Genomic DNA, 9,529 nt, shown 5'->3' on the forward strand with positions numbered 1-9,529 from the left:
GAAATGAATTCCTGGATCAAGAATGCCAGTCTGGACACGCCCAAAAAGAACCGGTACCCCTACATAACCGGCTGGAATAGTAGCGACGGTTGAGAAAAGGAAAAAAAGAAATATAACAAATAACGATAGGAGGAAAATTGGGGTGATTGCTTTCATATATTGAGCCAGATTACAGAATTTCTAAAATTTATGAGGAGTAGATCATATCATGATGTGCTCATTTTAAGAATGAAGTGGTAAGTTTAATTGCAAAGATAATAACTATGTTTCATTATAGCGACTTAATGTAATCATCTTCCTGTTTCTAAGCTGCCTGTACGGCAGTTAACTCTACAAAGCTCTCATCTGAGCCTGTAAGTTTTTTCTAAGCTGCCTATACGGCAGTTAACCCAAATTTCACACTTAAAATCAATTTAATAAACAATAAGGTAGTATAAAATATCGACGTTTAACCATTGATATTTTATATGCTCGCAACCTATTGATTTAAATAAATTTTTAAAGAACAGCAAAAATAAAGGTTAAAAGTCAGGTAACGATGATACAGAACTTAAACCATAACAATATGGTATAAAATCTTGCTCTTTTTGCTTTTACCAATTCCTTTATCCAAAATTAGCTCTTCACTCGGATATACTTCCTGAGAGCGACCAGCTTTCGCATAAGTTGTAATATTCAATAATAAAAAGGGTATTTTACCAGATAAAGCAAGGGCTATTTTTTCAGCCAAGGATGGTTAAATTCGTTAATAGAATAATTAGAGGAGTCAAAAACCCAAGACTCTTCTTTTTCAGAATTTAAAACTTTAACACTAGCCTCTATATGTTCAGCACCTACTCTGTTGCGCCATAAAAAACGTGCATTGGCTATATTAATAGCATAACGCAGTAATTAGGGGGTATATTCATCGGTTTCTAAATTGACTGGTGTAAGCTGAGTTATTTTTCGCAAAGCCAAGTCTCATAAACGACCGTTTCTGAGAATGATTAGGTAATTTCATGAAAGCGTTTGGATACTGGATTTGGGTTTGAAAACCCATTTTAAAATTAAAGTCATTATATAACGTATTGTAGTTAGGGTAGCGTGTTCCCTTTAGCATCTAAGCAACCACTGCTTGACCAACTTAATTTCATCTATTTTCATCAATGAAACAGGATGGCCAATATCGGGTATGTTTACTGTTTTTAAAGCGGGTTGCAACTGTTGCATTTTTATTACGGTATCATCCGATAAAACATTAGATAATGATGCATGCAGTAATAAGATCGGACATTGAACCTTACTCCATAATGCCCATTGAGGAGCGGCGATCACATTTTCAATTATTTTAGGATCATAGGCTAATTGATACTGCTTATTTGAATTCTGCCATACTCCACAGACAGCAAGGTGTTGCCATTGCTCCGGGCTTAATTGTGCAAAACTTGAATAGGTTTCTTTTAAATAGGCTTCTACTTCTCCCAGTGTTCCAAAATACTTCTCACTTCCTTTTTTACCATAAGTAATAATTTGTTGTAAGGCTTTTGTGTCAACGAAAGGACCTATGTCATTCAGAATTAATTTTTTAATAGGTGAGTTTTTCATTGCTGCTATCATTATACCGATAACTCCGCCCATAGAGGTGCCTATATAGTCAATTTCTGTTACACCTAGTTGTGCTAATAAAATTGTGATATCAGAGAGGTATGTCAGAGTAGAATAGTCTTTGGGGTTACTTATTTTATCGCTTAACCCACGTCCCACCATATCAGGACAAATAACGCGATAATGTGATGATAGCACTTTAGCCAAGTCATCAAAATCTCTAGCATTACGAAATAGACCATGAACACACAATAAAACTTTAGGGTTGTTAGAATCACCCCATTCGTAATAAACCATATTATGAAAAGCCTGACTGTCTATTCCCATCACTTGATGTTTTTTCATAAACGCACCGGCTCCTGTGAGGGATCTTTTTCCTCAATACATTATAGACCATTGAGGGGTTCTTTGCAGGAAGGTACGGAATTTCCCAGCACACCGCTACAACCCTTTGCTAGTCTTGGCTGTAGCCGATAAATCGATTTTTTTGTTTTTCACTAATTTTTCTATAACATCATGTAAATTAAGCTGGTTTTTACTTATTAAATTAATAACAACCTATATTCTATAAGGGATGAACTCTCTAAAATCCATATCAAAACTAATCGCATAAAGAGGATATCAATGTCAGATGCAGCTTGTATCAATATTTTCAATTTAACAGGACATAGTCAAACGACATTTGGCGTCATATTCAGTTCAAATAAATACTAATATTTATAAATTCAATTCATCATAAAAACAATTTGGCTAATTTATATTTTTTTGAAGTTATTAATATCCCAATAGACAGTTAATGTATTGATTTGAATTTGTTATAAATCATACTGTTATCTCTTAACGTACATTTCGGTCTTGAGGACTTCCAACCCCGACCCCCAGACAGCGTTACGCGCTTCCTCAGCCTAACGAATCGAGCTACTGATTGGAGCAACACCTATTTTTGTTCAAAAAAAAGTGACGATACCTCAGGGCCCGACCTGCTTGTTGGTCTGCTAGGGCAAGTCATACCCCAATTTAGTTTGGTTGGTAGTAACTGCCTTCACTATCAAGTGTTTCTTCATTATCAAAGGGCACCTGCGCTAAATTAGAGATGGCAAAATCTAGTCTGCATATCATTGAGCCTGACATGTTGGCTCCTTTTTCAGCAAGAGTTTGTCGCTGCTCTATAAGATAAGTTAACGCCGCACCCGCATCGCCCTCTTTATTTGATAAATCCAAACTTACCCTACGAGCAAGCTCTGCATGGTTGCGACCATAATGAAACCATGATATTAGCCAATCAGTAATGCTTGCATTGTCAGTACTTCGATTAAACCATGATTTTTTAGCATAATCGTCAAATAAGCTTATCGCTGCATCAATTGCCTGTGAAGCAGCAATTTTAGCTTCTTTCTTGGGGGCTTGAGTAAAATATTCATGGAAATTAGAATTCTTTCTAAAAAAACCACAATATTTTTCTGGCACCCGTTTAGGGTTCGGCATATTAATTTGGATTGCTTCGTGCCAAGGTTTATATGATCCTTCGACGCTCATGGCAATCATATTTTGGGGGGCAAAGGTCGCTTCATAGGTCTTATTTTTGAAAGAGATTATTTTATTAGGCGCATGCCGTAACTTAACCTCTTTGGTTTTTGGTCCCTCTTTCGAAGATTCAAATTTATCCTCATCTAATACCAAAATTTTAAAAATAATCTCTCCGTACTTACGGACTTGTTCAGCATCTTCTTTGTCTTCATAAAAAACAAAGTCTTGTTTCTTATCTAATAGATTTTCATAGCTCCTCTTCACAGATCCAGAAATACCGTCTCTGAGAGGATATAGATTAGATTTTGGTGCTACAATGTAATACTTTTTCATAACTAAATTTGCCTCCGATTTGGCGCCTAGCTTTTTTAAATCAACCAATCTTATAATCGATAAGATTAAAATTTAAACAGATTAGCGATATTGCATGCATATGTCAAATTGTATAAGGCTGTTTTGCAGGCATGCTCCATAGGTAAAAAGAATAATACGGCATCACCTAAACAATTAAGAAATTAGATGTGCGCAAGATCTAAATCAAGCTCTAACGTCCATAACTTACAAATAGCTGCTACCGCACTAGCTCATGGTTATCCCTTGCTTACTAGTAATATTGGAGACTTTGAAAAAATTCCTGGCATAAACATTTTAACAATTCTTTAAATTTGGAAACGGAATCCGAAGAAATTTTTTAAAAAAATACTCCAAGAGTAACTGTTAACAAAGTACAAAGTCTTTAATTGCAAATACAGGGTTCTGTCGCAAAATCAGAGTCGAGGTTAAAATTGTTGCCATCAAGAGCACGGGTGGCAATAATATGATCAGTTTCAAATGGCGTCACTTTAAAAAAGATATGATTTTAATGTTGGTCAGATGGTATCTAGCTTATTCCTTGAGCTACCGAGACATTGAAGAATTAGCATTGGAGCGTGGGCTGAAAGTAGATCATTCGACCATCAATCGTTGGGTTATAGAGTATGCTCCACAGCTAGAGGACTCGTTTCGCAAACGTCATAAACGCCCAGTGAGGATTTCCTGGCGCATGGATGAGAGCTATATTAAGGTTAAAGGTCAATGGGTATACTTATATCGAGCTGTTGATAAAAAAGGTAAAACGGTTGATTTCCTGCTTTCAGAGAAAAGGGATGAATCTGCTGCACGGGCATTTTTTGAGAAGGCCATTGGTTCTAATGGCTTGCCAGATAAGGTAACCATGGATAAGAGCGGGGCTAATAAAGCCGGAATTGATACGATTAATTTACAATTAGCATTGCTGTTCATGTTAGGTGGACTATTCGTCCAGCTCACTGTGAGCCAAATCAAATACCTCAATAATATTGTGGAACAAGATCACCGGTTTATTAAAAAAATCACCAAACCAATGAAGGGATTTAAAGCATTTCATTCGGCAGAAGCGACTTTAGCAGGCATTGAATTACACCATATGCTCAAGAAAAGGCAGCATGACCAATCGGCTAATCCGACTATTTTTGAACAATTCTATGGCCTTGCGGCCTAAAATCGTCCAGGATAACTTCGTTCTTGGCCTAAAAAATTTTTTGCGACAGAACCTAATTCAAGAAGTTTATTTATTTGATTACTCCCTAAGCTTAATTCCCAGGCGATTCGCATTTTGCGAACATATTTTTTGCAATAAAGGATGAGGCAAATTGCAATCCCGAATAAAACTCATAGATTGTTTTACGTTTTCATAAGGATAATCCGTTGCAAGCATAACCTTATGTTCTCCCATAACGCTTAAGGTATAATCCAATAAAGGTTTGGAAAAACGTCCGCTCGTTGTGACATAAACATTATCTGAAATCACTTGGGATGGGGTACGCTTGATCTTCGGTCTTTCTTTTATAAAACCAGCTAATTGAGAGATATTAGGGTTTGAATAAGCCCAATCTATTCGATCTGGAATTAAAAATGGGATGGTTTCCCCCATGTGTCCTAAGATAATAGTAAGTTTTGGAAATTGATCAAAAACGCCAGCATAAATCATTCGCAATAGACAAAGCGCCACGTCAAACTGAAATCCTAATGGAGGTCCACCCAAAGCAAAACCATATTTGCCAAACTCACTCATTAAGGGAGTAGTTGGATGAATATAAATAGGAATATTTAGACTTTCAGCAGCCTCCAACAAAGGCCAATATTTGCGGTCATCAAAATATTGGTTTTCTCCAAAATTAGAATGCGCCAGCCAACCGACAAAATCCAATTGGGTTATTGCGCGCTCCAACTCCTTAACAGAACTTATCGGATCGTAAGGAGAAACAGATGCAAAACCCAAAAATCGAGTCGGATATTTTTTTGTGCTTTCAAAAATTAGGTCATTGAGTTCTATTGCCAAGGAAGCAGCTGTGTGATGATCAGGAAAAAACTCATCAATACCTGGAGAAGAAAAGCTTAATACTTGAATATCTAATCCAGCTTCATCCATGGCTTTAATACGCTCTTGACCCAGATTACATAAAATATCAATAAATGCAGTATCTTGAAAAAGTGCAATCTGCTTCGTAAAACGCAGTAAATAGGCACCTGATTCTTTTTCTTTAATAAAAAGAGGGAAGTCTTTTCGCTTTGTTAAGTAATCAAAAACTGCTTTAGTATAAAAATGAGCTTCCAAATCTATAGTAGTCATTTATTACCTCTCTCGTTTGTTTTTGATGCTTTGGCGGGGCAAGCCTTAGGTAGTTTCTTTGGTTTCGGAAGTACAAAGCGCATAATCCTGATCGCATATAATTGGCTTTGCAGGTTCCTCCGCAAAACTATTAGTAAAGAAGAAAAAACACATATTAATCCAACCACTTTCCTAAGTATCAAGTCCATTTTTAAATTCCTTTTATTTTATTTAGCATAGCATAGCTATAATATTGATATTGTGACGTGGTCAAGCAATGTGAGTTTTTGGAGATGATCCTTCCTTGAAAACCCGTACACCAACACTAAGCCACTAAACCAAACTCAAGGGGTGTTTGATACCCGAGAGTCGAGTGAATTCGCTTGCGATTGTAAAAGACTTCAATATAATCGAAAGACTAATTTGCGCTTCTACTCTAGTGTTAAATGGTTTTCCATTAAACAGCCTCTATTTTTAAGGTATGGTAAAAGCTTTCCATTACCGCATTATCGTAGCAGTTGCAGAGCCGCTCATGGAGCAAATAAAGCCATAATGTTTAAGTAATTTCTGGTATATATCGCTACAATATTGCGCCCTTCTATCGGAATGGTGAATGACACCCCTAGGTGGATTGTTACGTCTAATAGCCATGGTTAATGCATCCTCAATTAACTGAGTAACAAGACGAGTTCCCATGCTCCATCCTACAATTTTGCGATTGAATAAATCGATTACTGTGGCTAAATAGAGCCAACCCTCACCAGTGCGGATGTAGGTAATATCGGCTGCCCAAGCAATATTCGCGGCAGGAGGATTGAACTGACGACCTAACAGATTGGCAGCTACCGATTTTTTATGCTGACTATCGGTGGTCACTTTAAATCGCCGTGCGGCTTTAGGTTTGAGGTCTTGCTGCTTCATTAACCGTTTGATTCGCTCTTTTACATGACAGTTGCCATGTTGCCGCAAAAGCTTTGTAACCGGGGAACGCCATGTGTAAAGTTGGCGGTTATCGCAGTTACCCGGTCACTACCCCAAATTTAATCTTCTCATTCATAGGTTTAGTCTCTATCCAAGGCATCTCCTCTGTCTGAGACGCAGATTAACTGTTACCAATGTGACCAGTTGTTCGGACCTAATTTTCACCTCTCCCGCAAGCGGGAGAGGTCGACGCAAAGCGTCGGATGAGGGATTTTCCCGTTATGAGCTTTATTGATTCAAACTGTCAGTCACCTTAGCCTGCTCGCATTGCTCTCTAACTTCCGGACTAACAAGTCTTTCGAAGATCTTTACGAGCCTACCCTGATGCACCGGCTTGCCAAAATTTTTTTCTAGGGTTTCCAAGTCAATAAACCCAAAAACAAAGGCTTCTAAACCCTCAGCGGCTTGTTGTTTCTCTCCAGCAGAGAAACCACCAAGCCAAGAAAAAAAGCCATAGAAGTAATCATCCGGCGGACGCTTTCGGATTTCTTTAAGATAGTTTCGTAAAGCCAATACATCAGCGCAGTTAAATTTAAGTAGCAAATCAGGCGAGGGTTGAGGTGTATTATTCTCTTTCTCTTTTTCCTTCTCGTTTTGCCCCTGTAGTAGTTTTTGTTTTCGCTCCGTAGTATATATCTGCTTTGCAATATCAAAAAATTCTGCGTCATGCAAAGGACTTACTTTTAGGGCAATATCAAGAGCTGTATCTTCCTTTTTAAAAGCTAGGGTATCATCCGATAAAGGTACAGAAGGGTCTATCTTAGGATCACTAAGTAGCGTATCAATCAATTGACGTTTTGCGGGATCAGCACTTAGGCATTGCAATGCTTCCTTATATCCTCTGATAGCACACATTAAGGGTGTAAAACCTTCTGGGTTTTTATCATTGATGTCGATACCCTCATAGGTAGTAAGTTCTTTTATTATCCCTTCCTTCGGTTTTGCAAGGGGAATAAATAAAACGCCTTGCTTGGAATCGACAAGTATCTTTGCGGCTGTCATTTTATCGTGCACAATTTCTATAGCTGTAAGGTTCCCTCTCTCAACAGCCATTACCAAGGCTTTATTGAGTGTCTCGGCTGTTGCTTTATCAAATAAAGCATCAATTACTTCCTGACGCTGCTTTAAATTAATAGCATCTAAAAAAGCTCCGTTTTTAAGAATATCAGCACCCTTATCGACAAGAAGTTTTATTAGATCCTCAGAAACCTTTTTATTTAATAAAGCCTCTGTCAAAGGAGTTAGTTTTTGCTTATTCTCGAAGTTAACATCAGCTCCTTTTTCAATGAGCTGGTTAATAATCGCCAAATCCAATGCCCGCTCTCTAACTGCCAAAATTAGGGCCGGATTTAGAGTTTTGGCTGGTAGTTGTTGAGAACTATTGAGAAGAGACTTAAAAATCTGTAGCTGACCTAGACGAAGAGGGATAGTTAGTTCACTATCTTCAGCGGTCAACATAAGTACACAATCCTCAGTTCGCCAGTCTAATTGACTCTTCCTATTGGAAATTAGCGCTCCATTTTTAATAAGCAAGTCAACTATGGGTTGATGACCCATTAAAACAGCATAACTAAGGGCAGATAAACCTATTTTATTACGAGCATTGACTCCCGCCCCTTTGGCCATCAAGAGTTGCAGAAGACCTGTTTCTCCCAACCTAGCAGCTAACATTAACGGTGTAAGTTGATAATCTTTAAGGAATTGGTTAATTGGATTATCTTGAACTTTAAAATGTTCAAATAATTTGCCCAGCTGAATCTGAGCAACAGGCATTTTCTGAGTTGTATCAGGATCTTTCTCTTCAACCTTGACTCCATAAAGCTCAAACAATTGTGTAGGATTTGCCCTAGAAGCCCATTGCATTAGTGAAATGCCGTTTTTATCTTTGAGCTCATTTAACTGTTCCTGGCTAATACCCTCTTCCTTTAATCGTTTAATTTCACCTCGTTTTGCAAGTAAAAAGAATTTCCGTAGCGCTTTGGGTACAGGGGCATATTCGCAATCATACTCGTTTTTAAAAGCAATTAACCAATTATCGGGTTTCATCTGTTCATAAAGATCAAATTTATGAGGAAAATTGATTTTAAATAATTCTTTCCATAGGTATTCTCTCTCAGCTAAATCTTCAAATGATTTATTTACCTGTGATAAAACACCAAGACTCTGGGGATCTAGAAATGAAAGCACATGCACAATCACTTCTACAGGAATATCGTCAAAGGGACCATTGGAACTCATTACACCACCCAAATTTAGAAAACATGAATTACTTTGTATTATTATACCATTATGATCAAAGTTTCGTCATCTTTTAAAAGACGACGAGTTGAATCATATTAAAGGTAACCAAGGAGGTTACCAAAAATGATGAGTTTAGAGCAGAAAAGAGGGGTTTACCGCATATCCAGCCCAAACTGGCAATGAGTATTTTTTACGGTGATTTTCTTTTAAAAAAGTCATCCAGATACTTAATATTAGCTTGATAAGCAGAGGCATGAATATTATTCCAAGTTCCTTTTTTAACAGTAAATCCTAAACCGATTTAGCCATGCTGGGGTATGACAATGATTCAGCGAGGAGATAATCTCATTGATCCTTAATTATTAAATAAAAATGATAAAAATTTTGGATTCAATTTTTAAATGCAACACTCGTATAATTTGTGGACAATATTTTAAAGTAAATCTTTTGTCGTTCACTAATTTTTACAAGGCGTAGTGGGTCATCATCATCTATTATCTAAAGCGCTGTCAAATTTTAGCGCTTTGGAAAGCTGGTTTTAATCAAACTCAGATAGCAAAAGAAATT

The 9,529-nt window shown here is 37.3% G+C and carries 5 protein-coding genes and 3 pseudogenes; 1 reads left to right on the forward strand and 7 read right to left on the reverse strand.

The annotated features are described in order from the left end of the window. Window positions 1-550 precede the first annotated feature (550 nt). From Ldro_RS17040 to Ldro_RS14775, 3 genes and pseudogenes are all read right to left on the reverse strand, one after another. Window positions 551-888: pseudogene (locus Ldro_RS17040) on the reverse strand (type I-F CRISPR-associated protein Cas7f/Csy3). Between the two features lie 204 nt (window positions 889-1,092). Continuing rightward, window positions 1,093-1,929, reverse strand: a complete 837-nt coding sequence (locus Ldro_RS14770) for an alpha/beta fold hydrolase (RefSeq protein ID WP_058497183.1) — start codon at window positions 1,927-1,929, stop codon at window positions 1,093-1,095. 672 nt (window positions 1,930-2,601) lie between these two features. Further along, a complete protein-coding gene (locus Ldro_RS14775) occupies window positions 2,602-3,444 on the reverse strand; it encodes a hypothetical protein (protein WP_157066495.1) in 843 nt (280 codons plus the stop codon). A 484-nt stretch (window positions 3,445-3,928) separates the two neighbouring features. On the opposite strand from Ldro_RS14775, the gene Ldro_RS14780 reads away from it, so the two are divergent. Continuing rightward, window positions 3,929-4,630 carry an IS6 family transposase gene (locus Ldro_RS14780; RefSeq protein WP_058497185.1) on the forward strand — a complete coding sequence of 234 codons (702 nt, stop codon included), beginning with the start codon at window positions 3,929-3,931 and terminating at the stop codon, window positions 4,628-4,630. Between the two features lie 78 nt (window positions 4,631-4,708). On the opposite strand, the gene Ldro_RS14785 is transcribed toward Ldro_RS14780, so the two are convergent. From Ldro_RS14785 to Ldro_RS14800, 4 genes and pseudogenes are all read right to left on the reverse strand, one after another. Further along, window positions 4,709-5,761, reverse strand: a complete 1,053-nt coding sequence (locus tag Ldro_RS14785) for an amidohydrolase family protein (protein ID WP_058497186.1) — start codon at window positions 5,759-5,761, stop codon at window positions 4,709-4,711. A gap of 304 nt (window positions 5,762-6,065) precedes the next feature. Beyond that, window positions 6,066-6,152 (reverse strand): annotated as a pseudogene (locus tag Ldro_RS17045) (hypothetical protein); the annotation flags it as partial. Window positions 6,153-6,238: 86 nt separating this feature from the next. Beyond that, window positions 6,239-6,727 (reverse strand): annotated as a pseudogene (locus Ldro_RS16150) (IS3 family transposase); the annotation flags it as partial. A 222-nt stretch (window positions 6,728-6,949) separates the two neighbouring features. Next, window positions 6,950-8,959, reverse strand: coding sequence for an ankyrin repeat domain-containing protein (locus Ldro_RS14800; protein WP_058497188.1), 2,010 nt, complete (start codon window positions 8,957-8,959; stop codon window positions 6,950-6,952). Window positions 8,960-9,529 lie beyond the last annotated feature (570 nt).

It is taken from the genome of Legionella drozanskii LLAP-1, assembly GCF_001467585.1.
In the GTDB taxonomy this organism is placed as follows: Bacteria; Pseudomonadota; Gammaproteobacteria; order Legionellales; family Legionellaceae; genus Tatlockia; species Tatlockia drozanskii.